Annotated in this window: 23 protein-coding genes; 21 read left to right on the forward strand and 2 right to left on the reverse strand. The window is 46.2% G+C overall.

The window, feature by feature from the left end; translation table 11 throughout:
- Window positions 1-191: 191 nt before the first annotated feature.
- From QL234_RS17220 to QL234_RS17300, 17 genes are all read left to right on the forward strand, one after another.
- On the forward strand, window positions 192-404 hold the full coding sequence (locus QL234_RS17220) for a hypothetical protein (protein ID WP_281559042.1): 213 nt from the start codon (window positions 192-194) through the stop codon (window positions 402-404).
- Window positions 405-716: 312 nt separating this feature from the next.
- Entirely contained in the window at window positions 717-1,172 is a 456-nt protein-coding gene (locus tag QL234_RS17225; RefSeq protein WP_281559043.1) for a hypothetical protein, read from the forward strand.
- A gap of 153 nt (window positions 1,173-1,325) precedes the next feature.
- Complete coding sequence (locus tag QL234_RS17230) at window positions 1,326-1,769, forward strand: flavodoxin domain-containing protein (RefSeq protein ID WP_281559044.1); 444 nt, start codon at window positions 1,326-1,328, stop codon at window positions 1,767-1,769.
- 404 nt (window positions 1,770-2,173) lie between these two features.
- The gene (mnmG, locus tag QL234_RS17235; protein ID WP_281559045.1) at window positions 2,174-4,063 is read left to right on the forward strand and encodes a tRNA uridine-5-carboxymethylaminomethyl(34) synthesis enzyme MnmG; all 1,890 of its coding nucleotides are present in this window, start codon (window positions 2,174-2,176) and stop codon (window positions 4,061-4,063) included.
- Window positions 4,064-4,077: 14 nt separating this feature from the next.
- Complete coding sequence (gene rsmG / locus QL234_RS17240; protein ID WP_281559046.1) at window positions 4,078-4,704, forward strand: 16S rRNA (guanine(527)-N(7))-methyltransferase RsmG; 627 nt, start codon at window positions 4,078-4,080, stop codon at window positions 4,702-4,704.
- Window positions 4,705-4,761: 57 nt separating this feature from the next.
- Window positions 4,762-5,559, forward strand: coding sequence for a ParA family protein (locus QL234_RS17245; protein WP_044833130.1), 798 nt, complete (start codon window positions 4,762-4,764; stop codon window positions 5,557-5,559).
- Window positions 5,560-5,573: 14 nt separating this feature from the next.
- Window positions 5,574-6,470, forward strand: coding sequence for a ParB/RepB/Spo0J family partition protein (locus tag QL234_RS17250; protein ID WP_281559047.1), 897 nt, complete (start codon window positions 5,574-5,576; stop codon window positions 6,468-6,470).
- Window positions 6,471-6,661: 191 nt separating this feature from the next.
- Window positions 6,662-7,054, forward strand: coding sequence for an ATP synthase subunit I (locus QL234_RS17255; RefSeq protein WP_281559048.1), 393 nt, complete (start codon window positions 6,662-6,664; stop codon window positions 7,052-7,054).
- 31 nt (window positions 7,055-7,085) lie between these two features.
- Entirely contained in the window at window positions 7,086-7,871 is a 786-nt protein-coding gene (gene atpB / locus QL234_RS17260) for a F0F1 ATP synthase subunit A (RefSeq protein ID WP_281559049.1), read from the forward strand.
- Between the two features lie 104 nt (window positions 7,872-7,975).
- On the forward strand, window positions 7,976-8,194 hold the full coding sequence (atpE, locus tag QL234_RS17265) for a F0F1 ATP synthase subunit C (protein ID WP_044833126.1): 219 nt from the start codon (window positions 7,976-7,978) through the stop codon (window positions 8,192-8,194).
- Window positions 8,195-8,241: 47 nt separating this feature from the next.
- A complete protein-coding gene (gene atpF / locus QL234_RS17270; RefSeq protein ID WP_281559050.1) occupies window positions 8,242-8,712 on the forward strand; it encodes a F0F1 ATP synthase subunit B in 471 nt (156 codons plus the stop codon).
- 13 nt (window positions 8,713-8,725) lie between these two features.
- Window positions 8,726-9,259 (forward strand): F0F1 ATP synthase subunit delta, encoded by a 534-nt coding sequence (gene atpH, locus QL234_RS17275; RefSeq protein WP_281559051.1) that lies wholly within the window; start codon window positions 8,726-8,728, stop codon window positions 9,257-9,259.
- A 13-nt stretch (window positions 9,260-9,272) separates the two neighbouring features.
- Window positions 9,273-10,814 carry a F0F1 ATP synthase subunit alpha gene (gene atpA / locus QL234_RS17280; RefSeq protein ID WP_281559052.1) on the forward strand — a complete coding sequence of 514 codons (1,542 nt, stop codon included), beginning with the start codon at window positions 9,273-9,275 and terminating at the stop codon, window positions 10,812-10,814.
- A 36-nt stretch (window positions 10,815-10,850) separates the two neighbouring features.
- Entirely contained in the window at window positions 10,851-11,711 is an 861-nt protein-coding gene (atpG, locus tag QL234_RS17285) for a F0F1 ATP synthase subunit gamma (RefSeq protein ID WP_281559053.1), read from the forward strand.
- Window positions 11,712-11,802: 91 nt separating this feature from the next.
- A complete protein-coding gene (gene atpD / locus QL234_RS17290) occupies window positions 11,803-13,188 on the forward strand; it encodes a F0F1 ATP synthase subunit beta (RefSeq protein ID WP_281559054.1) in 1,386 nt (461 codons plus the stop codon).
- 34 nt (window positions 13,189-13,222) lie between these two features.
- Window positions 13,223-13,645, forward strand: coding sequence for a F0F1 ATP synthase subunit epsilon (locus QL234_RS17295; protein WP_281559055.1), 423 nt, complete (start codon window positions 13,223-13,225; stop codon window positions 13,643-13,645).
- A 197-nt stretch (window positions 13,646-13,842) separates the two neighbouring features.
- Entirely contained in the window at window positions 13,843-14,973 is a 1,131-nt protein-coding gene (locus QL234_RS17300; RefSeq protein WP_281559056.1) for an energy transducer TonB, read from the forward strand.
- A gap of 116 nt (window positions 14,974-15,089) precedes the next feature.
- Here QL234_RS17300 and QL234_RS17305 read toward each other — a convergent pair whose 3' ends face one another.
- Together QL234_RS17305 and QL234_RS17310 are read right to left on the reverse strand one after the other, a co-directional pair.
- Entirely contained in the window at window positions 15,090-16,259 is a 1,170-nt protein-coding gene (locus tag QL234_RS17305) for an iron-containing redox enzyme family protein (protein ID WP_281559057.1), read from the reverse strand.
- A 583-nt stretch (window positions 16,260-16,842) separates the two neighbouring features.
- Complete coding sequence (locus QL234_RS17310; RefSeq protein ID WP_281559058.1) at window positions 16,843-17,019, reverse strand: hypothetical protein; 177 nt, start codon at window positions 17,017-17,019, stop codon at window positions 16,843-16,845.
- Window positions 17,020-17,385: 366 nt separating this feature from the next.
- Between QL234_RS17310 and QL234_RS17315 the strand changes: the two genes are divergently transcribed.
- The 4 genes from QL234_RS17315 to glmU all read left to right on the forward strand — a co-directional run bounded on the left by QL234_RS17315 (window position 17,386) and on the right by glmU (window position 23,200).
- Window positions 17,386-19,221, forward strand: coding sequence for an alkaline phosphatase PhoX (locus tag QL234_RS17315; RefSeq protein WP_281559059.1), 1,836 nt, complete (start codon window positions 17,386-17,388; stop codon window positions 19,219-19,221).
- Window positions 19,222-19,288: 67 nt separating this feature from the next.
- On the forward strand, window positions 19,289-20,989 hold the full coding sequence (locus QL234_RS17320; RefSeq protein ID WP_281559371.1) for a hypothetical protein: 1,701 nt from the start codon (window positions 19,289-19,291) through the stop codon (window positions 20,987-20,989).
- A 5-nt stretch (window positions 20,990-20,994) separates the two neighbouring features.
- The gene (locus QL234_RS17325; RefSeq protein ID WP_281559060.1) at window positions 20,995-21,771 is read left to right on the forward strand and encodes a hypothetical protein; all 777 of its coding nucleotides are present in this window, start codon (window positions 20,995-20,997) and stop codon (window positions 21,769-21,771) included.
- Between the two features lie 67 nt (window positions 21,772-21,838).
- Window positions 21,839-23,200 (forward strand): bifunctional UDP-N-acetylglucosamine diphosphorylase/glucosamine-1-phosphate N-acetyltransferase GlmU, encoded by a 1,362-nt coding sequence (glmU, locus tag QL234_RS17330; RefSeq protein ID WP_281559061.1) that lies wholly within the window; start codon window positions 21,839-21,841, stop codon window positions 23,198-23,200.
- The last annotated feature ends 152 nt before the right edge of the window (window positions 23,201-23,352 follow it).

Here is a 23,352-nt window from a genome sequence, read left to right on the forward strand (position 1 = left end):
AGTCATGAAGACTAAAAGCCCTCATCAAAAAATACATAATTTAATGCATGAAGATATGCATAATTAAAATCATAACTTTTATCATAAAAAATGAATTAACTTTAGAATAACTTATGCATTGAAACTTGCATTAAGATAAAATCTGTTTTTTACTCATATAATCAAGATTAAAGAATAGAGATTTATACTAAATGACTGACTTAAAACAAGAACTGGCGGCGGTACGCGCTGAACTAAAAAAACATCCGCTGGATGATTTTAAAAACGATATTCTGGAGTTAGTCAGCCAACATGGTGCCAGTCAGCAAGAAGTGGTGATCTGGTTAGAAGTCTATAAAGATATTTCTATTACCCAATCAACCTTAAGCCGGCGCCTTAGCCGCTGGAAGGCTCAGGAAGAATAAATCTCTTGCCTCCTGCTGGCTAATTGCTTTTCTCTGAACACGTTCAAGGTATTTTCAATAAAGAGTCCAGCGGGCATCCGACTACACCAACAATTAAGTAAGATATGGCAACAATTTTTACTGTTATATTGACCTAGCTTTAACAACAAAACATCACAAATAAGCACGGCATGTTAGCCAGGTATCCCTGCATTGCAGAATATTTTCCTGAAGCGCTACAGGGTAATAAAGTGGCATTCAACCACCATATGTCTATATTCAACTAGCAGAAAGATAGCTCGTGGATTTATATCGGTGACAGGAAAACCACAAATGGCTTTAACAGTAAGTTTTTATGAAAATGTAAAATATAACTCAATGAAAACCTGGAAGTTGACGGGTAAAAATAGGCTTATCAAAGTTGTAGCCCCGTTAAGTGCAATAACAAACAATCTTGGTTATGTCACCCAGGAAAAATTTATTGACGGTTTAACGCCACTGCAAATTGAACGGGATCTGGGGCTTAAACCCAAAATGTTGATCACGGGCGCCAAAATTTATCGGTTGATGCGTTTGCCAAAACTCGAAGAGTTCGAAAACAGGTTAAGTACTAGTTTTCCTGGTGGCAGCGTATTTGAATGGCAACAAATATCAGAGCAGGAATTTAAGGAAAGAGATTTTTGGCCGCCAGGCAAAGGATTTCCCCAATGGCAGGTTACTACTAAAATTCCCGTTGAATTAATAAGTTCACTCTTGCCCTATGAACCCTACAGCATACGCAAAAAATAAATGATCTGTAAACCTGCATACTTCACTCTCTTCGAACTTTGATCTAAATAAAAACGAGCAAAAATTCCTGTAAATAAGCTCAGTTCAGCAAGCAAAACCTAGTAAGATTAGCCTCAAGTTTTTAGATTTGATCAGCCAATTATTCGAGGTTATATGTCTTCATTTCAAATTATCGTGGGTAGCATGTTGGGGGGAACCGAATATGTTGCCGAGGCATGCGAGCAAAGTTTACAGTCACTCGGCCATCAAACTCAGCTGCATTTACAGCCGGAATTTGCCCAAATAACGAAAAAAAATCAAACCTGGCTCATTTGCACGTCAACTCATGGTGCCGGCGATTATCCGGATAACATAGATCAATTTGTCTCAGATCTAAGATCCACCAGCGAAGATCTATCCACGATCAAGTTTCTAACGATCGGCGTCGGCGACAGCAGTTATGATACTTTCTGTCAGGCGGCAAAAAATATTGAAAAGCTACTTATATCAAAAGGTTGCACTTGTACAAAAGCCGTTAAAACCTTAGATATGAGCCAGGATATAGATCCGGAAGATCTTGCTCAGCAGTGGATCGAGGAAAATTCGGATCTTTTATAAAAGGCTTATCCAAAAGTTATTCACAAAACCAAAGATAAAAACAAGGTATTGTGAATAACTTTGAGGAAAAGATATTAATTTTCTATTATTATTCAGTGAGCATAAAAAAAATTTTGATCCCCTGTGGATAAACAGGCCTTTTGATCATAGATTATACGGACTTTGATCCAAAGTTGATCACAGGATCCGATCTCTAATACTAATATGATCTTATTGAAGAAATATGACTTATACACAGAAAAGCAGGATCCTAATATAAAATAATAATAAGATCTTTATATAGATCTTCTTTATTAATAAACGATCGAGACGAGATCTTTTTCCTCGTTTGATCGTTTCACTTCTGGTGAAAAAACGGTAAAATACGCGCCTTAATTTTTTCACTGACCTAAGGTTGTAAATTTATGTGGTATCAAGAGTCTTATGACGTAATCGTTGTTGGTGGCGGTCATGCGGGTACAGAAGCATCACTGGCTGCGGCGCGTATGGGTTGTAAAACCTTGTTATTAACTCACAACATTGACACCTTGGGACAAATGTCCTGTAACCCGGCGATCGGCGGGATCGGCAAGGGTCATTTGGTAAAAGAGATCGATGCGTTAGGCGGCCTGATGGCAACGGCGATCGATCACTCTGCCATACAGTTCAGAACTTTGAATGCCAGTAAAGGCCCGGCAGTACGTGCCACAAGGGCTCAGGCGGATCGTGCTCTCTATCGCGCCTTTGTCAGACAAACCCTGGAAAACCAGGAAAATCTGACTATTTTCCAACAGCCTTGTGACGATCTGATCCTGGAAAACGATCAAGTGATCGGTGTTTCCACACAAATGGGCCTGAAATTTAAAGGTAAAACCGTAGTTTTAACCGTAGGTACCTTCCTGGCCGGACAAATTCATATTGGTTTAAATAATTATCAGGGCGGTCGCGCCGGTGATCCTGCCAGCGTTAATTTAGCTTCCAGCCTGCGTGATATGCCGTTTAGAATGGATCGCCTGAAAACCGGTACCCCGCCAAGACTGGATGCCCGCACCCTGGACTTTTCTGTGATGGAAGAACAGCCTGGCGATACACCCAGACCGGTATTTTCCTTTATGGGATCACAAGCGGATCATCCTGAGCAGATCTCTTGTTATATCACCCATACCAACGAAAAAACCCATGATTTTATTCGTCAGGGCATGGATCGTTCTCCTATGTATACCGGGGTCATTGAAGGCGTAGGACCAAGATATTGTCCTTCTATCGAAGATAAGATCACCCGCTTTGCCGATAAAGACTCACACCAGATCTTTGTTGAACCGGAAGGCTTAACCACACACGAAATCTACCCGAACGGTATTTCCACCAGCTTGCCGTTTGATGTGCAGATGAACCTGGTACGCTCGATCAAAGGTTTTGAAAATGCCCATATTACCCGTCCGGGTTACGCGATCGAATACGATTACTTTGATCCACGGGATCTGAAACAGACCCTGGAAAGCAAATTTATCCATAACCTGTATTTTGCCGGTCAAATCAATGGTACCACTGGTTATGAAGAAGCTGGTGCTCAGGGTTTACTCGCAGCAACCAATGCTGCCTGTCGTGTTAAAGAGTTGGATCCTTTCATTTTGGGTCGTGATCAGGCTTATATGGGCGTATTGATCGACGATCTTTCAACATTAGGCACCAAAGAACCTTACCGCATGTTTACGTCTCGCGCGGAATACCGCTTATTATTACGTGAAGACAATGCCGATATCCGTTTAACGGAGCAAGGCCGTAAGGTTGGCCTGGTCTGTGATGCCCGCTGGCAGCGTTTTAATGAAAAAATGGAAAACATTGAATTAGAGCGTCAACGATTAAAGTCTATCTGGGTGCAAAAGGATCATAATGCTGTTGAAGATCTCAATCCTTTATTGAAAAACCCGGTCAGCCGGGATACCAACCTGGAAGATCTGTTGCGTCGCCCGGAAGTGCGTTATGACGATCTGATGAAAATTGAAGCCTTTGGTCCGGCCATTAAAGACGAGCAGGCAGCCGAGCAACTGGAAATTCAAACCAAGTATGCCGGTTATATCGAGCGTCAAATCGATGAAATCGCGAAAAAGAAACGTCATGAAGACACAGTGATCCCAACAGACTTCGATTACAGCCAGATTTCCGGCCTCTCCAATGAGGTGGTTGCCAAGTTATCCGACGCCCGCCCGGAAACAATTGGCAAGGCATCGCGTATTTCTGGTATTACTCCGGCGGCAATTTCGTTATTATTGGTTTATCTGAAAAAACACGGCTTATTACGTAAAAGCGCCTGAACCTGATAACACTAATGACATTAAAAGCGAAACTGGAATCACTGTTAAGTGAAACACCCCTGGAAATCTCTGAGCAGCAAGTCGACCTATTGATCCAATATGTCGACTTGTTGGTTAAATGGAACAAAGCCTATAACCTGACCTCAGTGCGGGATCCCGAAGAGATGCTGGTTAAGCATATTCTCGACAGCCTGATGGTGGGACCGCAATTACATGGTAAATCCTTTATCGATGTCGGTACCGGCCCCGGACTTCCCGGGATCCCGTTGTCGATCCTCTACCCTGATCGCCAATTTGTACTGTTAGACAGCTTAGGCAAAAGAATTACCTTTTTGCGCCAGGTGGTTTTTCAGTTAAAATTAACCAACGTCAAGCCGGTATTAAGTCGGGTTGAAGAATATCACCCGGAAATTCCTTTTGATGGCGTTTTAAGTCGCGCATTTTCCTCATTAAATGATATGGTTAGCTGGTGTCAGCATTTAATTGCGGTTGATACCGGACGATTTTTTGCCTTAAAAGGGCAATATCCGCTAGAAGAAATTGCCGCCTTGCCTGACAATATCGAACTGGTGACCGGCTCGGAAATCGAGGTACCGCACTTAGTGGGTGAGCGTCATTTAATAGAATTAAAGAAAATATAATTAAGCTTTATTCTTTTATTCATAAATCAATAAATAACTAAAGCGCTAGAGGATCTTGTGGGAAAAATAATCGCAGTAGCTAACCAAAAAGGTGGTGTGGGCAAAACCACCACTTCAGTCAACTTGGCTGCATCGCTGGCAGCGACGAAACGTAAGGTATTGTTGATCGACCTGGATCCTCAGGGCAACGCCACTATGGGCAGCGGCATCGACAAATACGAAGTGCATGCCAGCTGTTACGAATTATTGGTGGAAGAAAAACCTTTTGCCGAGGTGGTAGTTAAAGATACGTCCGGGGTTTATGACTTATTGGCGGCCAATGCCGATGTCACCGCTGCCGAAATCAAACTGATGGAAGTATTCGCCCGGGAGCTGAGATTACGCAATGCCCTGGCGCCGGTGAAAGACGAATACGATTATATCATTATCGACTGCCCCCCTTCCCTGAATATGCTTACGGTCAATGCCATGGCCGCCGCCGATTCCGTGCTGGTGCCGATGCAATGTGAATATTATGCCCTCGAAGGTTTAACCGCATTGATGGACACCATCAGTAAGTTGGCGGCAGTGATCAATGCCGATCTGCATATTGAAGGCATATTGCGTACCATGTATGATCCCCGTAACCGGCTGGCCAATGATGTTTCCGAACAGCTCAAACGTCATTTTGGTGATAAAGTCTACCGCACTGTGATCCCCAGAAATGTCCGTTTGGCTGAAGCGCCGAGTTTCGGCGCCCCGGCGATGTATTATGATAAATCATCAACCGGCGCCAAGGCCTATTTAGCCCTGGCAGGTGAGATTTTACGCCGCGAAGAGCCCAGCCCGAAAAAAGTAGCAAACGCAACCAATTAATTTCTAGGAACAATATGAGCCCATCAAAACGTAGAGGCTTAGGCCGCGGCCTTGACGCATTACTGACCAACGAAGCCCCTAAACCGGCAGAGCAGCCGGTGGTGGAAACAGTCCTGGAAAAAAGCGAATTACAAAAACTGCCGATCGAGCAGTTACAACCGGGCAAGTACCAGCCGCGCAAAGACATGTCGCCGGAAGCCCTGGAAGAACTGGCTAATTCTATTCGCTCGCAGGGCATTATCCAGCCGATCGTGGTGCGTGCTCTTAGCGAAGAAGCTGGCAGCGGCGAAGCGCAATATGAAATCATTGCCGGTGAACGTCGCTGGCGTGCGGCTTTACTTGCCGGTATTGATATGATGCCGTGTCTGGTCAAAGAAGTACCGGACGAAGCCGCCGTTGCTATCGCCCTGATTGAAAATATTCAGCGCGAAGATCTTAATGCCATGGAAGAAGCCATTGCATTAGAGCGGTTATTAACGGAATTTGAACTGACCCACCAGGAAGTGGCGGACGCGGTCGGCAAATCCCGCACCACGGTATCGAACCTGTTACGCCTGAATAACCTTAACGATGAGGTCAAAACCTTGCTCGAGCATGGCGATATTGAAATGGGTCATGCCCGCGCCCTGCTGGCACTGGAAAACGACCTGCAAACCACCACCGCACGCACCGTTGTGGCCAAAGAACTCACGGTACGGGAAACCGAGTCGTTAGTGAAAAAGGTTCAGGAACCTGAAAAGCCTAAAGCGGAAAAAGTCAAAGATCCCGATACCTTAGCGTTGGAAAATAACCTTTCTGAGAAGCTGGGTTCCCAGGTTTCCATCAGCCATAACCGCAAGGGCAAAGGCAAGCTGGTGATTTCTTATACCAACCTTGAAGAACTTGACGGCATAGTGGCAAAATTCTCTTAATTTCCCTTCTGTTGTGACTTATTTGTAAATATTACCAGTAGACCAACATTTATTCGAAAATATCCGGGCCGCTGTGCCCGATTAAGTTGCAATCAAAGCTTAAATCAGTATACTTGCGCTGACTTTTTAAAGTTGTGATTTTTACTTTAATTTAGCATGAGATTTACGAATATTTTCGTATGGAGTTGTCGGTGACCACATCCCGCAGAAATGATCTGGTAAAACCGGGACGTAGGCTGGCATATCAGCAAATAGGCATCTCCATTTTCCTGGTCGTAGCTTGTGCGTTAGTAGCATATTTTTGTTGGGGGTTATCCTATGCGATATCCGCTTTAACCGGCGGTGCCATCGGGATAATCCCTAATTTTATATTCGCCTGGAAAGCCTTTAGGTTCTCCGGAGCCAGCGTCTCTAAATTGGTTGTTGAATCATTTTACAGCGGCGTGAAATTAAAACTGGTATTGACGGCGCTGTTATTCGCCCTGGCCTTTAAATTTATGGTCATTATGCCGATACCGTTTTTTGGCACATTTTGCCTGGTAATGGTGATGCCGTTACTGGCACCGGTTTTTTTGAAAATTTAACTTTTAAACTTTAATCATTGGGAATAATAATATGTCTGCAGGTGCTGAATTAACCAGCCAAGAATATATTAAACACCATTTAGCCAATTTAACGGTTGGTGAAGGCTTCTGGGCCGTTCACTTAGATACGTTAGGCTGGTCGGTGTTTCTTGGTCTGATTTTTCTTTTCATTTTCCGCTCAGTGGCCAAAAAAGCTACTACCGGCGTACCGGGGAAACTGCAATGTGCGGTTGAACTTATCGTTGGTTTCGTTGACGACAGCGTGAAAAGTACTTTCCACGGCAAAAACCCGTTAATCGCTCCTTTAGCGTTAACCATTTTTGTTTGGGTTATGCTGATGAACGCCATGGACTGGGTGCCGGTAGATTTATTACCTGCTCTTATCAGTTTTGCGACCGGTATGGATCTGGCTGACATCTACATGAAGCCGGTACCGACTACCGATCCTAACATGACCTTCGCCCTGGCGCTTGGTGTGTTTATCCTGGTTATTTATTATTCCGTCAAGGTTAAAGGCCTTGGTGGTTTCATCAAAGAATTAACTACCCAGCCTTTTGGCCACTGGTCGTTATACCCGGTGAACTTCATTCTTGAAAGTGTCACCATGTTGGCTCGTCCGCTGTCGTTAGCGTTACGTTTGTTCGGTAACCTATATGCCGGTGAGCTGATCTTCTTGCTGATTGCAACAATTGGCTTGTTCCAGTTGCCAGTGCACTTCTTATGGGCTGCTTTCCACTTGTTGGTTATCCCATTACAGGCGTTCATCTTCATGATGCTGACTATCGTTTACTTAAGTCTGGCTCACGAAGATCACTAGAATTTCGATGTTGCGGGCTTGCAGGCGTAGTGCCGGCAGGCCCGTAGTTTTGATTTAATTTTTAACTTTTTTAACTTTAACTTTAACTTTAATCGGAGATAAATATGTTATATATCGCTGTTGCGTTACTAATCGGTCTTGGTGCTTTAGGTACTGCGATTGGTTTTGGTTTACTTGGTGGTAAGTTCCTTGAGTCTGCTGCTCGTCAACCTGAATTAGCACCACAACTTCAAGTTAAAATGTTCATCGTAGCGGGTCTTATCGATGCTATCGCGATGATCGGTGTTGCTATCGGCCTTTACATGTTATTCGTGCTTTCTTAATTAATAAGTCTTTTTTAATACACGAATAATCAATAGGAGGTACACAAATGAACATTAATATGACCCTTATCGGTGAATTAATCGCATTTGTCGTATTCGTAATTTTCTGTATGAAGTTCGTATGGCCGCCGATTATGACTGCCATCGAAGATCGTCAGAAAACTATTGCTGATGGCCTTGCCGCTTCTGACCGTGCCGCTAAAGATCTTGAGCTTGCTCAGGAAAAAGCCACGGCTCAACTGAAAGACGCAAAAGCTCAAGCTGCTGGTATTATCGAAGCAGCTAAGAAACGCGAAACTCAAATAGTTGAAGAAGCGACGGTTAAAGCACAGACCGAAAAAGCGAAAATTATCGCTGCCGGTCATGCCGAGATTGAAACTGAGCGTAACCAGGCTAAAGAAGAATTGCGTCAACAAGTCGCTGTTCTTGCCGTAGCCGGTGCCGAGAAAATTCTCGAGCGTTCAATTGATGCCGCTGCTCACAGCGACATTTTAGATAAACTTGTAGCTGAACTATAGAGGGTATAGAGCTATGTCTGAATTGACAACTGTCGCTCGTCCCTATGCTAAAGCTGCGTTTGAATATGCTGTTGAAGCCAATGCGGTAGAAAACTGGTTAACCATGCTGGTTTTTGCCGCCGAAGTTTCTAAAAACGAAGATATGACCGCTTTCCTTTCAGGAAGCGCGTCGGTCGAACAAACTCAAGACTTGTTCATTAAAGTTTGTGACGACCAGCTCGACAGCAACGGACAGAACTTTATTAAAGTGATGGCCGAAAACAAACGTTTGTTGGTGCTACCACAGGTCGCGGCTCAATTTGGCGAGTTAAAAGCCGAATATGAGAAAACTGTCGCTGTGGATGTAACGTCTGCCGTTGAATTATCGGCAGAACAGATGACTACATTAAGCGCCGCGCTTGAAAAGCGTTTGGCTCGAAAAGTAAAGCTCAATTGTAACATTGATGCGAGTATCGTGTCCGGTCTGGTAATTAAAGCCGACGACATGGTAATAGATGGTTCAGTACGAGGTAAACTGGGCCGCTTAGCAACAATGATGCAATCTTAACGGGGAACAGAGCATGCAACTGAATTCCACTGAAATCGCCGAACTGATCAAAAAACGTATTGAACAGTTCGACGTTGTCAGCGAAGCTCGCAACGAAGGTACTATCGTTTCTGTAACTGACGGTATCATTCGCATCCATGGCCTTGCCGATGTAATGCAAGGTGAAATGATCGAACTTCCTGGTAGCCGCTACGCTATCGCGTTAAACCTTGACCGTGATTCGGTCGGTGCGGTAGTTATGGGTCCATATGCTGACCTGGCTGAAGGCGTAAAAGTTAAAGGTACTGGCCGTATTTTGGAAGTACCTGTAGGTCGTGGCTTATTAGGCCGCGTAGTTAACACTCTTGGTGAGCCAGTAGACGGAAAAGGACCAATCGAAAACGATGGTTTCTCTCCTGTTGAAGTCGTAGCCCCAGGTGTTATCGACCGTAAATCTGTTGACCAGCCGGTACAAACGGGTATCAAGTCTATCGACTCCATGATCCCAATCGGTCGCGGTCAGCGTGAGTTGATCATCGGTGACCGTCAAATCGGTAAGTCTGCCATTGCGTTAGACGCCATCATCAACCAAAAAGACACAGGCATTAAATGTGTTTACGTAGCCATCGGTCAGAAAGCTTCTACCGTAGCCAACGTAGTACGTAGCCTTGAAGAGCACGGTGCTCTGGCCAACACTATTGTAGTTGTTGCTTCTGCTTCAGAAGCCGCTGCCCTGCAATACCTGGCGCCTTACTCCGGTTGTTCTATGGGTGAATACTTCCGTGACCGCGGTGAAGATGCGTTGATCGTATATGATGATCTGTCTAAGCAAGCTGTTGCTTACCGTCAGATTTCATTGCTACTTCGTCGTCCGCCGGGCCGTGAAGCTTACCCGGGTGACGTTTTCTACCTTCACAGCCGTCTGCTAGAGCGTGCTGCTCGTGTAAACGAAGAATACGTAGAGCGTTTCACTAAAGGTGAAGTAAAAGGTAAGACAGGTTCTTTAACCGCCCTGCCTATCATCGAAACACAAGCGGGCGACGTATCTGCGTTCGTACCGACTAACGTAATTTCGATCACCGATGGTCAGATCTTCCTTGAAGCCGATTTATTCAACTCGGGTATCCGTCCTGCTGTTAACGCGGGTCTGTCGGTATCTCGTGTTGGTGGTGCTGCACAAACGAAAATCATCAAGAAACTTGGTGGTGGTATCCGTTTAGCACTTGCACAATATCGTGAATTAGCGGCGTTTGCCCAGTTCGCTTCCGATCTTGATGACGCGACTCGTGCCCAGTTAGAGCATGGTCAGCGCGTTACTGAATTGATGAAGCAAAAGCAATACAGCCCGTTATCTGTTGCTGACACTGCAGTGTCTTTATTCGCTGCTGAAAAAGGTTACTTAAACGACGTTGCCCTAGACAAAATCAATGATTTTGAAGCGGCGTTGCATACCTATGTCAACAACGAAAACGCCGAGCTGATGGCTAAGATCAACGAAACTGGTAACTACGATAAAGATATCGAAGCAGGACTTGCCAAAGCACTTGAGTCATTCAAGTCTACGCAAACCTGGTAAGCATCTTTTTTAAGATAAGTTTCGGAGTGAAAAGTCATGGCCGGTGGTAAAGAGATAAAATCTAAGATCGCGAGTGTTAAAAACACTCAGAAGATCACCAATGCTATGGAAATGGTTGCAGCCAGTAAGATGCGCAGAGCGCAAGACGGCATGGCTGCCTCTCGTCCATATGCAGAAAATATACGAAACGTGATCGGTCATATCGCGCTTGGTAACTTAGAATATCGCCATCCTTATTTGGAAGAGCGTGAAGTCAAGCGTGTAGGCTATATCGTCGTGTCAACAGACCGTGGTTTGTGTGGCGGCTTAAACATTAACTTGTTTAAGAAAGTCTTAGCAGATGCTGCCAAGTGGCAGCAACAAGATGCCGAAGTTGAATTTGCCGTGGTTGGCTCTAAAGCCACCTCGTTTTTCAACAACATGGGCGCTAAGGTGTCAGCACAAGTTTCCGGTTTAGGTGATGAACCATCTATCACTGACCTTATCGGCAGTGTTAAGGTGATGTTAAACGCCTACGACAATGGTGAAATCGACAAGCTGTATGTTGTTTACAACAAGTTTGTTAACACCATGACGCAAAAGCCGTCAATCGATCAACTTTTACCGTTACCGAAGTCAGACGATGAAGAAATAAAACATCGTTGGGATTACCTGTACGAGCCCGATGCCAAGGTTTTACTTGAGCAATTACTGGTTCGTTACGTTGAATCCCAGGTATACCAAGGCGTGGTTGAAAACCTTGCCTGCGAACAAGCTGCCCGTATGATTGCGATGAAAGCCGCAACCGACAATGCCGGCGACTTGATCGACGATTTACAACTGGTATACAACAAAGCACGTCAGGCAGGCATTACCCAAGAGCTGGGTGAGATCGTCGCCGGTGCGGCAGCGGTATAGGATTAGATGCCGGGCCCTGGCCTGGCAAGCTAAATCCATATAGGCAAAAGTTTTTGTTAATGAAAAAACAAAACAGTTTAGAGGATTAATCATGAGTACAGGTAAAGTCGTCCAAATCATTGGCGCAGTTGTGGATGTTGAATTTCCACAAGATGCTGTACCTCAGGTATATGACGCATTAAATGTAACTGAAGGTGACCTTTCAGGTTTAGTACTTGAAGTACAACAGCAGCTTGGTGGCGGTGTTGTACGTGCAATTGCTATGGGTTCATCTGACGGTTTGCGTCGTGGTCTGAATGTAGTAAATACAGGCGAATCTATTAAAGTTCCAGTTGGTGTAGAGACCCTAGGTCGCATCATGAACGTTTTAGGTGAGCCAATTGATGAAGCTGGTCCAATCGGTGAGAAAGAGACATGGTCTATTCACCGTGAAGCGCCTGCTTATGCTGAGCAAGCAGTATCAAACGAATTATTAGAAACAGGTATCAAAGTAATCGACTTGGTTTGTCCATTCGCTAAGGGTGGTAAAGTTGGTCTGTTCGGTGGTGCCGGTGTTGGTAAAACCGTTAACATGATGGAGCTTATCCGTAACATCGCGATCGAACACAGTGGTTACTCTGTATTCGCCGGTGTTGGTGAGCGTACTCGTGAAGGTAACGATTTCTACCACGAAATGAACGACTCTAACGTACTTGATAAAGTATCGTTAGTTTACGGTCAGATGAACGAGCCACCGGGTAACCGTTTACGTGTTGCGATGACCGGTCTTACAATGGCGGAAAAATTCCGTGACGAAGGTCGCGATGTATTATTCTTCGTTGATAACATCTACCGTTACACACTTGCGGGTACCGAAGTATCTGCACTATTAGGTCGTATGCCATCTGCGGTAGGTTACCAGCCTACGCTGGCTGAAGAAATGGGTATCCTTCAGGAACGTATTACTTCAACCAACAAAGGTTCAATCACTTCAATCCAGGCGGTATACGTACCGGCGGATGACTTGACTGACCCTAGCCCGGCAACAACCTTTGCTCACTTGGATGCAACCGTTGTACTTTCACGTTCAATTGCTGAATTGGGTATCTACCCTGCGATCGACCCGTTAGATTCAACTTCTCGTCAGCTTGACCCGTTAGTGGTTGGTGCTGAGCACTATGAAGTTGCTCGTGGCGTTCAGTCAGTATTACAACGTTATAAAGAACTTAAAGATATCATCGCTATCTTGGGTATGGACGAGCTTTCTGAAGAAGATAAGCAAACCGTATCTCGTGCCCGTAAGATCCAGCGTTTCTTATCTCAGCCGTTCTTCGTTGCTGAAGTATTCACAGGTTCTCCTGGTAAGTACGTATCTCTTAAAGACACTATTGCTGGCTTTAAAGGTATCCTTGCCGGTGAGCATGATGAATTACCTGAGCAAGCTTTCTACATGGTTGGTTCTATTGAAGAAGCAACTGAAAAAGCCAAAAACATGTAATTTGGCTTTAGAAAGTCACTGTTAGGAGGTCAAAATGGCGTTATTAACTGTAAATCTGAATGTGGTCAGTGCCGAAGAAAACTTGTTTTCCGGTAGCATCAAGTCACTGCAGATCACAGGTAGTGAAGGTGAGTTAGGTATTATGCCTGGTCACGCACCTTTACTGACCTCACTAAAACCTGGTATGGCACGCATCGTCAAAAGCGATGACACGGAAGAAGTTATCTATCTTTCCGGTGGCATGTTAGAAGTTCAGCCAAACAACGTTACCGTGCTTGCCGATGTGGCAACACGTGCCGACGATTTGGATGAGCAGGCGGCTATAGAAGCGAAACAACGTGCAGAAGAAAACATCAGCGCCGGCGGCGCCGATGTTGACTACGCCGAAGTTGCTGCTGAATTAGCCCGTGCTGTGGCGCAATTACGCGTCATTCAGTCTGCCAAGAAAAAAGTTTAATCAGGCGTAAGCCAAATTAAACTTGTCAAAATAAGCACTAAGTTTTAGTGAATAAAAAGCGGCCCGATGGCCGCTTTTTTTTTATCGCTATTTTTGGACTTTGTTGCCTGACAGGGAGCTTTTCTTTGTGTCATTCCTGTTTCATGTAAGTCAGCATTCGCAAACTGTGGTAGAATGATTTTTTATCGGTGAGTTCATTGAGCCGACCCCTTATTACTACCCTGTCATTGACCTGGTGCCATCCAGGTGCCGGTATTTTTTATTATTGTTTTATGAAATTATTTTTTGCTTTTATCTTAATGCTGCCTGCTATTGGTTTCGCTGAGACCGTATCGGATGAAAAAACCTGCGAGGTCGTTGCTAAGCACAGAGTGGCGCCCAAATACCCTATCGAAGCTGCACGTAAATGGCTATCTGGCTGGGTATCCTTTAGTTTTACTGTTGAAACCGATGGCCAGGTGACGGATATCAGCCTGCTGGACTATGAAGGACATAGAGGTTTTATAAAAACAGGACGCAGGGCTTTGTCCCAGTGGCGTTATGAAATAACTGAAATTGCTGGTAAAAAACCTGAGCACTGTGAAGGTATGTCTGTTCGGTTAGATTTTATTATTGAGTCAATTGATGGCGTGATGAGAGCGGGCCGAGACTTTAAAAAGGCCTATGCCGAGATTGAACAATTGATTACCGACGAGGCGTTAACCGAGGCCAAGGTGAAAATAGTGGCATTACAGGAAAAGCGGATATTCAGCAAAATAGAATCTGTTTGGTACGCCATGCTGCAAGCCCATTATTATCAGGCAAGCGGAGATATTCAGGCGCAAATCACCAGTTTGATAGCGGCAACCAATGTTTCGGATGACGGCTATCTTAATGCCCGTCAATATCTGGATGATAATAATTATGTTATTGCCCTGTACGATTTGTATATGCTGGAGCTGGCGCAAAAGCAATATTACCGCGCGTTAACCACAGTGCATTATCTGATCAAAGCGGCGCAAGAATATGATGAAGACTGGGTTAAGCGTTTAACCGAGAGTAAAAATAAAATTCTCCAGCTGATAAACAGCGACCGGGTGATTAAAGTGCCCGGTAAGCTCAGCAAAGGCGAACCCTGGCATCACAAACTGGCACGCTCAGCTTTTTCAATTGAAAATATCCATGGGCGGCTGGGGGATGTGAATGTCAGCTGTGAATCTTATGATGAAAAATACCCGGTTGCTGAAGGTGTTATTGTGAAAATACCTGCAGAAGTTCATTTCTGCAGTGTCAATATTGACGGTGAAGACGGTGCTGTTTTTGAGATATGGGAGCAGGCAAGTCATTAACAGTGAACGGATCCGTCTTGCCCTGTTTAGAGGGGTTACCTGAGTGCTGTTGATATTATTAAAGCACTCTGGCGAGATCCCCGGCATTTTATGGTGCGGATTTAAAAGTTTATCCGTCAGGTGATTGCGGCGACTTTTTTTCGGTAACTAAAGTCGGTATTTTGTGGGAAAAGTTTGGTCAGGCCAAAGTCGGTGAGCGCCAGGACCTTGAGCCTTTCATTGCCAATGTTTTCGCTGTAGTGTTCAATCCAGCGGGGGACATAGACCAGGTCCCCGGCTTGCATCTCTATGGTTCTTGTGCCCAGATGTACGCGCCCTGCCCCTGAAAGAATATAAAAGATAGATTCATGGGCATGTTGATGCTGTTCATTTTTACAACCTTGCGGGATCTCCAATATACGCGGATCCATGACTTCACTGCCGATATTAAAGCGGCTGACAGTAAAGTCGATATTCGAGCTGCTATCCTTGTTGTTGTATAAGCCTGCGCCTGTGCTTTGCTTGAGTGAGTAAGCCCGGACATCATCAATATTGCGGTAAGCGGTTTTTTTCAGGATATTATCTATCAGTGGGTTAAGCTTAACGCTGGTGAGATCGCGGTAAATGGCAGTAAAATATCTGTCCCTGAGGGTGAGCGCCCTGTCGATAGCCGCTTCAATTTCGTGACTGTGCTTATCAAGGTCGCCGCTACACTGGCTTAAGGCGATGTTTTCTATCACAGCGGCATGTTCATCATCGCATTCCATATGGATACTGAGATAAGCCAACTCTTTTTCGTCAACACCTAATTGCGTCAGGCCGTTGAACAGGTAGCTATAGATCTTGGCAACCACACCTTCGGTGCCCCAACCTAAAAAGGCGGCGGCGCCGATACAATTGCTATGTTTTAAAAAGTGCAGGCAGTCTTCAAAGTAGTGCAGGGTATAATCTTGAAACTGGCTGTTATCCGGGTCATTTACGGCAAAAACATTACTGAGCATTTTCCGTAACAGGTTCGAATGACGCTCTGTACTGTCTTCTTCACCCGCTTCTTCCCATAAGTTGTGGGATAACTCGGCACGGAACTTATCGTCGTCGCAATTGACCATCAGGGCGGCTATCAGCCGGGTAAAACCCTTGGAATAATAAAAGTGCTGAGCAATGATATAGCCATAGTCCGCCAGGGTCAGTTCATTATTCTGACAGGCTTTTAATAAAGGGTTTTGCCAAATGGCATGTTTAGATACAAAAGCCTCAAAACGATTACCTATCCTTTGTACGGTGTCATTATTTCTTTGAAGTTCCATAACTCATTACCTCATTTAGCAATATTAAATTCAGCTGTTGGTTTGTGCTCTGTTTTCATGCTTATCCGTGAATTTGGCAAGTACGGACGGGTTTTTGCGGTATTGTTTATTTCCTTAAGTTTTCTTTGTTGATTGCTTTACATACTTTGTGCCAATAGCCGGGGGGTAAAGGTGGTTTGATAATAAGTTTATAAATTTGTTATTAATTTAAGCTTAATCGTTTGACGTTCACTTGATTGATTGGCCAAGTGCTTGAGAAAAAGTAATAAATGACGAAAAAATCTGCGAGTGGTAAAAATGGTTGAAATATCTGGCGAAGTGCTTTCTTCTCGCACTGGAGATTGACGTAATACTTTGAAAAAAATATAAAATTATGGCGGGTATGATGAATTAACCAGGCTGATTATTATAATGGCTAAGGTTATTCGCCAATTGTTTCATTTTGTTGATCATAAGCCATCAGGAATCAACGTCATTAAAAGCTTAATAGCGACCGGTTAAGGGGCACTAAAACGAGGTCATATCGGCGTAAGTTAATAAAGGTGAAGCATAGCTGGCTTCACCATAAAATATTGTTAGATGTTTATCTGTTCAGGCAATAGTGGAAATAGTCACGGCAGGCATTAAAATCTTCCTCACACTGTACTTCCAGTTCGGCACATTGCTCCGGGGTCGGATACCAGGCGGCTATAGTGGCCGAATTCATACCAAAACCCAGTCCAAGAGCCAGTAATGCCACTTTTACTTTATTATTTTTCATAAAACATCCTATTCGCTGTTATTGATTGAATTTTTATTACTCAATTTTTCTCATTACGCAAAGGTTGTCGTAATGTTAATTTAATGTAACTTTGATATGGGTGTTGGTCAAGTTTTAAACGAAAAGTTTTTAAAATGAGATTGTTTATCTGGGAGCTGAGTACTGCAGGCACAGGTCATTTAAAGGGGAAAGCAGCGATTATATAGCCCGCAATGCATCACCAGCCTTTCATATTTTTGTCACTTTATCATCACCTTATTGTCAAAAATCTGCCCTAAGATAGCCGCGCAATCAAACGGCTGGGTGCTTGTCGTCCTGAAAAATATACGGGCACTGAGTAAAAATAATAATGTGTAGGGTAATATCATGTCGATAAGGTTAATGAATAAGTTTAAATTGTCTGCGCTGGCACTTTCTGTCGCTTTTGTCCTGACAGCATGTAACAGCGATGACGGTAAGGCGGGTAAAGACGGGGTTGATGGCACCGTCGGTGAAGCGGGAGCGCCGGGTGTCGATGGCAGTAATGGTGTAGATGGTATCGATGGCAGCGTTGGTCAATTAACCCGTATCGCTACTGTGCCGGAAGGTGCTGAAGTCACCGGCTTGTTCCTCACCGATGAAGGCGATCTGTTTTTCAATGTTCAACATCCTTCCGATGCCAACACCCAGGTGGATGCCGTTAACGGCAAACCTTTTAATTCCGGCACCGTAGGTGTGCTGCGCGGTGTGAACTTTAATAACTTACCCGACAATCTGGCCGATTCCCCCGTGCCCAGCACTGAGATGGAACGCCAAACCGTGATGTCAGCCGTCGGTGAATACCAGATTCTCGGGCAAACCAATGAGGTTTTTGAAGGCCTGCCATCCGGTTTGGGTGTGATCCACAATATCGTCTCCGGCGAAAAAGTGGTTGAAAGCAATACCCCGGACTTTAACGGTTTTATCCCCACCAGTGACGGTGAAGGTTACCTGTTCAGCAACTGGGAATCTTATCCCGGTGGCGTCAGTCGCATGAAGATCAAAAAAGACAGCTTTGGTAAATGGTCGGTACTTGAGGCCATGATGGTGGATTTTGATCAGGTTGCCGGTACCGCCGCCAATTGTTTCGGTTCAGTTTCTCCCTGGGGGACACCGTTAACTTCAGAAGAATGGATTGTACGTTCCAGCCTGGAGACTACCACGGATGCCAGCTGGAATGATCCCGAAGATACCAGCACCGATGGTATTGAAGCCATGACCGCCCCAGACTTCCCCAATCCTTATCGCTACGGTTATATCGCCGAGATCACTAAGCCGACAGAGGCCGAGCCCGTGGTGGTTAAGCATTATACTATTGGCCGCTACGAACATGAAAATTCGGTGGTAATGCCGGATCGCAAAACCGTTTACTCGTCACAGGATGATACCGGTGGGGTATTGTTTAAGTTTATCGCCGATAACCCGGAAGATCTCAGCTCGGGCACCTTATATGGCGCCAAGTTGACCCAGGACGCCGGCAGCACTGAGCCCAGCACCACAGGTTTTGATGTTTCCTGGGTAGCGCTGGCGAGTGCCAGCAATGCCACCATTGAAGCCTGGATCAGCGAATACGACGGTATCGACACTTCAGATTATGTCGAAGGGCAAACCAGTTATATGACCATGGCGGATGTTGAAGCCTGGGCCAACGGCGATGCCACCTACCCCAGCGTAGAAAACGGCGGCAGTGCGGTAACCGCGGGCCAGGCTATGGATGACAGATCAGCATTCCTGGAATCCCGTCAGGCAGCGCGCCTTAAAGGGGCCACGGCAGAATGGCGCAAGCTGGAAGGCTTAAGCATCAACCAGGACAGGGCCATAGAAGCGGTTGAAGGGGTAGATGCCGTTGCCGGTGAAGAAGTGACCCGGGCTTATCTCTATATGGGCATTGCCGATATCGATAAAACCCTGATCGATGATGAAGGAGATATCCAACTGTCAGCCCGGGTGAAAGATTGTGGCGGCGTTTACCGCGCCAAACTGGAAGAAAACTATGATCTGGCCCGCATCGAGCCGGTGATCATGGGCGGCACTTACCGTTCAAGCCTGGACGGCGCCGAGCGTTGTGACGTCAACCAGCTGTCGCAACCGGACAATGTGATTGTCATGAAGGATGGCCGTATCCTGATCGGTGAGGACGGCTTCCAGGAAAACAATACTTTGTGGATGTACGCCCCTAAATAACAGCCTCTGGCTATAACACTCCCGGGGCATCCAGCCGGATGCCCTTCTTTTATTCCAGTGAAGCATGATGATGTTGAAAACAAAATTATTGGTTAAATTCAAAATAGTCGCTGTTAGTCTGTTAACCTTGATCGGCTGCGATAAACAAGCCTTGGAGCCTGTTGTCGCTGTTCAGGACATGGAAAAGATTTATCCTTACCGGGCTGGCGACGATATTCCCGCGCTGGCTTATATCGAGCACAAGCAAGTTTATAATGCCGAGTCGGTGATCCCGCCCCAGTGTTATACCAAGACCGACGGCGTTAATAATCCCTGTTTTGCCTGTCATCAAAGTTATGGCCAGGAGAAAACACGTACCAATATGATGCGTGACGGCGATTTGCAGGGGGAGTATGAGTTTTCTGATCTCGGGCTGAGCAATCACTGGAAAAACCTGTTTGTTAACCGCAGGCCGCTGATCGAGAAAATCTCCGATAGCAGCATTAAACAATGGATCACTACAGATAATTATTCTGCCTTGATCACTAAACTGGAAAATGATGATAACTGGCAGGGGGAAGTGACCCCGATTGCCGATCTGCCTTACCCGGATAAAGCCTTTAACGAATTCGGTCTGGCCAATGACAACAGTTATTGGGTGGCGTTTAACTATAAACCTTTCCCCAGTACTTTCTGGCCCACCAATGGTTCCACCGGCGATGCCATGATACGTTTGCCAGCGCCGTTTCGTCAGTTAAACGGGGAATTTTCCCGGGATGTTTATTTTGCCAATCTGGCCCTGGTGGAACTGACCATGAAAGATCTGGCGCAAGTTTCGCTGCCGGCGATTTCCGAACAGGTTATCGGCCGGGATCTGAACGGGGACGGCAAGCTCAGCGGGCAGATCGAATTGATTAAGCGCCGGAGCCATTACCTCGGCGATGCCGCTGATACTGAGCTGGCCCATATGCTCTATCCCCAAGATACCGAATTTCTCCATACCGTGCGTTATATCGGCGTCGACGATAACGGCCGCATTTATAACGCGCCGCGCATGAAAGAAGTGCGTTATATGAAAAAACACAGCTTTAAGTCCCAACACCTGCTGGCCTCTGCCTACTACAAGGAAGAAAAAGAAAAGCATTTTGAAAACCTGCCCCAGGTCAGGCAGCTGGGGGATAAGGGCATCAACAATAACTTCGGCTGGACCATCAATGGTTATATCGAAGACGAACACGGGCAATTGCGCCAGCAATACGATCAGGAGCTGGCGTTTTGCAGCGGCTGCCATAAAACCATAGGTGCGACCCTGGATCAGACCTTCAGTTTCCCGCGCAAAGTCGAAGGCGCCCGCGGCTGGGGTTATATCAACCTGGCCGAGCAGCAGGATGTACCCAATGTCGGTGAACAGCAGGGGGAATTTTTAACTTATATGCAGCGGGCCGGCGGCGGCGATGAATTCCGTCAGAACCGGGAAATGTTAAACCGCTGGTTTGATAAAAACGGCCGGGTAAATGAAGCAAAAGTGAAAGGGGCCAGCAATCTTTATCAGCTGATCACACCATCGCCGCGCCGGGCGCTGGATCTGAATAAGGCTTATTACACCCTGATGAAAGAGCAAAGTTATATTTTTGGCCGTGATGCCATGCTTTCCAGTGCCGACAATGTGCTGGAGCAAATTGATGAAAGCCAGGCACCGCTGGCGCCCGAGCACAGGTATCAATGGGATCTGCGCCTGGACTGGCATCACAAGGATAGTGATACCACCCTGGCGCAACACGGGAAATAAGTAAGATGACCTTAGTTGATTTTATTTGCGCCAGTGTTTTTATGGGCTTGGGGGTCGGTGTTGACGTCGCGGCGGCCACCTTTGCCCGGGCAAATCAATTAAAAGCGCTGGCGCTGGTGCTGCTCTGGGTGATCGGCGTGTCCCTGACCCACAGCCTGTTCCCTATGCTGGGATATTTGCTCACTTATTTTAGTGTCAATGCCCTGCCCGCGTTGACGCCGGTGATCGGTATTATCGCCTTTGCCTGTATTGCCCTGTATTTAAAAAGTGAGTTAACGCATTTTTCCCCGGCAGCATCAACACGGCCGGCGCAAGACAAGCAGCTGCTGGTGACCTGCGGTGTGATCCTGGCGGTCAGTTGGGACGCCCTCTGGTCCGGTCCGGCGAAATCCGCCCAGGTGGTAGGCTGGCCGGAAACCTGGGTATGGCTCTCGTTTGCCATTGTCGGTGTTGTGGTGGCGCTGCTGGCAATAACCAGTTTGTTGCTGGCGCGGCAACTGGCTAAACAGTTTACCTGCACTAAGGCGGGTCTGGCCGCCAACTGGCTGAGCGCCGCACTGCAATATACGGTGATCGGTTATTTTGGTTTACTGGCCTTATGCCGCTATAGCCTGAGCCTGAACTGGGCCTGGTGGCAGCTGTTATTGTTGGCGGCGCTGATGGTGAATGTGGTTATCTACCTGGGCCATATTAAGCACTTAGCACAAAAGCGGAGCAAGTTAAAAAGGCATGATGTCAGCCGTTATCGCCACTGGCCGTCAACGATACCGGTTAACCGCTGAAAAAATATTCCAATAAAGGGTTAATGCCAGCTACAATAACGATAATTTTTTTACTAATGGACTAATTATGAGTCTTTCTGTTGTTATTCTTGCTGCGGGTAAAGGCACTCGTATGCGCTCATCCCTGCCTAAGGTATTACACCCGGTGGCTGACAAGGCTATGGTTGAACATGTGATCCATAGTGCCAGACAATTAAATGCCGATAATATTTACCTGATCTACGGTTTCGGTGGCGAGTTATTAAAGGCTAAGGTCACCGGTGATGATCTGGTGTTTATCGAACAGGTCGAGCAGCTGGGTACCGGCCATGCGGTACAGCAGGCGGTGCCTTTTATTAAAGACGATGAAGATACCCTGGTTTTGTACGGCGATGTGCCCCTGACCAAGGTTTCTACCCTGCAAAGTCTGCTGGCGGCCAAGCCGGATAACGGTATGGCGCTATTAACTGTGCATCTGGCCAACCCGATCGGCTACGGCCGTATTGTCCGGGACAATGGCAAGGTGGTGGGTATCGTCGAGCAAAAAGATGCCAACCCCGAGCAGTTGCTGATCAATGAAGCCAATACCGGTATCCTGCTGGCCAACGGCGCCGATATCAAACGTTGGTTAAACGGCTTGTCCAATGACAATGCCCAGGGTGAATATTATCTTACCGATATTATCGCCACCGCCCACGGCGAAGGTAAAGCCATTGCCACCGCCCATCCGGAAACAGAAATTGAAGTGGAAGGGGCAAACAACCGGGTACAGCTGGCGGCACTGGAGCGGGCTTATCAGCTGCGCCAGGCCGAGGAATTAATGATTGAAGGCGCCAGTTTACGGGATCCCGCCCGTATCGATATCCGCGGCCGGGTTAAGGTTGGCCAGGAAGTGGTGATCGATGTGAACTGTATTTTCGAAGGTGAAGTTGAGCTTGCCGACGGCGTACAGATCGGCGCCAACTGTATTCTGAAAAATTGCACAATCGGCGCGGGTACTATTATCAAGCCCAATACCATGATTGAAGACAGTCAGATCGGCGAAGCTTGTACTTTGGGGCCGTTTGCACGTATCCGTCCCAACAGTGTGATGAAAAACGACTCCCATGTCGGTAATTTTGTCGAAATGAAAAAAACCATTTTAGGCTCAGGCTCTAAAGCGAACCACCTGACTTATTTAGGTGATTCGGTTATCGGTGAGAAAGTGAATGTCGGCGCCGGTACCATTACCTGTAATTATGATGGCGTGAATAAGTCTACCACTATCATAGAAGACGGTGCTTTTATCGGCTCCAACTCTTCACTGGTGGCGCCTGTGACTATCGGTGAACTGGCCACGGTCGGTGCCGGTTCGGTGATCGCCAAGGATGTTGAAGCCAAAGAGCTGGCCGTTGCCCGCGGCAAACAGCGTAATATCAGCGGCTGGCAAAGACCGGTGAAGAAAAGTTAATCCTGAATATCGCTGCGCTTTAGCACCCTGAACATCGCTGCTTCTTGGCATCCTGCCACTGCAGCATACCGTTCATCCTGAACATATGGCGGCTTTGCTATCACGGCAATAGCCGCCTTTCTTTTTCCCTTCATTTTAATGTCATGTTTTAT

The organism is Thalassomonas sp. RHCl1, from assembly GCF_947387555.1.
Classification (GTDB): domain Bacteria; phylum Pseudomonadota; class Gammaproteobacteria; order Enterobacterales; family Alteromonadaceae; genus Thalassomonas.